Origin of the sequence: Liberiplasma polymorphum (assembly GCF_043951795.1) — a bacterium.
Classification (GTDB): domain Bacteria; phylum Bacillota_I; class Bacilli_A; order Izemoplasmatales; family Izemoplasmataceae; genus Liberiplasma; species Liberiplasma polymorphum.
Genome location: NZ_JBIOAG010000079.1, coordinates 1 through 1242 on the forward strand (window position 1 = coordinate 1; position 1242 = coordinate 1242).

Genomic DNA, 1242 nt, shown 5'->3' on the forward strand with positions numbered 1-1242 from the left:
TGCTGTGTTCAAGAAAAGTACTGATACGAATTGCTTAAATGAAAACTATTTGATACAATAAGATAGCCAAACGAATTTGATGATACTTATGTAATAATATCCTAAGAGAAACGCTCTTAGGCAACCCGCTTATCTCATCAGTATTCGTTTGGCGACAGTACTTAGTTTTGAGCGGGTTGCCTAGGGGCGTTTTTGTTTGGAGACTCCCTATGCATACACAAGAACTTAAGTATATTCGTCAAATATTACCAACTTTATTCGCAGATGAGATTGTCGATTTGAAGAAAGAGATCGATACAGAAGTTCATCAAAAAACAGCTTCTAAGGATGCCTTACACCAAGTCATTAAAAAAGAACGTAAGGTAATACTATATTGTGAACAATGTGGATCAACTCATGTGGTAAAGAATGGGTTGACACCAGCCAAAAGACAAAAATACCGATGTGTAGATTGTGGGAAAAGTTACACCGATACCCACCAATCAATAACCGCCTCTTCAAAGAAAGCCTATCATGTATGGGAATCATTCATCGTTTGCATGATGAACGGGTTATCTCTTCGTAAGACCGCTGCCCTTATTGACATAAGTACGACCACTGCGTTTCACTGGCGACATAAAGTCATGGAAGCAATGAAACACTATGATAAGAACAGACCCTTAAAGGGAAACATACAAATCGATGAAACATACTTTCTTCTGAACATGAAAGGGTTACCTTCGTTACCTAGGAAAGCGAAAAAACGTAAAATAAGCAGTCAAAAACGCGGTGTAAGTAATGAACACATATGTGTTCTTACCGCAATCGACTCGAATGATCAATTACTCATTGAGCTGATTGATCAAGGGAATCCTCAAATAAATAATATCATTGAATCTTTAGATAATCGTATCCAAAGCGGACAAACAATGATCACCGATTCAAAGTCTGCGTACATTCAAGTCGCAAATTACTTTGATGCAAGATTACACCAGATTCCTTCTGGATTCCATACAAATGGTATGTATAACTTAGGCGAAGTCAACGAAATCCACAGTAGTATGAAAAACTGGTTTGTAAGGTTCAAAGGTGTCTCTACGAAACATTTAAGTAGGTACTTAGCCTGGTTTAGATTCAAGAAACTTCTTGATTATCATAAAAGTATGGAAAACCACAATCGAATAACAATGAACTATTCAATCAAGGAAATAACGCGTTTCCTGATTAATGAAATTCATTCTACACCATTTCCGGTAGATATTA

At 36.8% G+C, this 1242-nt stretch carries 1 protein-coding gene; it reads left to right on the forward strand.

Annotated elements, in window-relative coordinates; translation table 11 throughout:
- Nucleotides 1-209: 209 nt before the first annotated feature.
- Nucleotides 210-1242 (forward strand): IS1595 family transposase (locus ACHAJD_RS09830; protein ID WP_435585693.1); only part of this gene is annotated, 1033 nt, incomplete at its 3' end.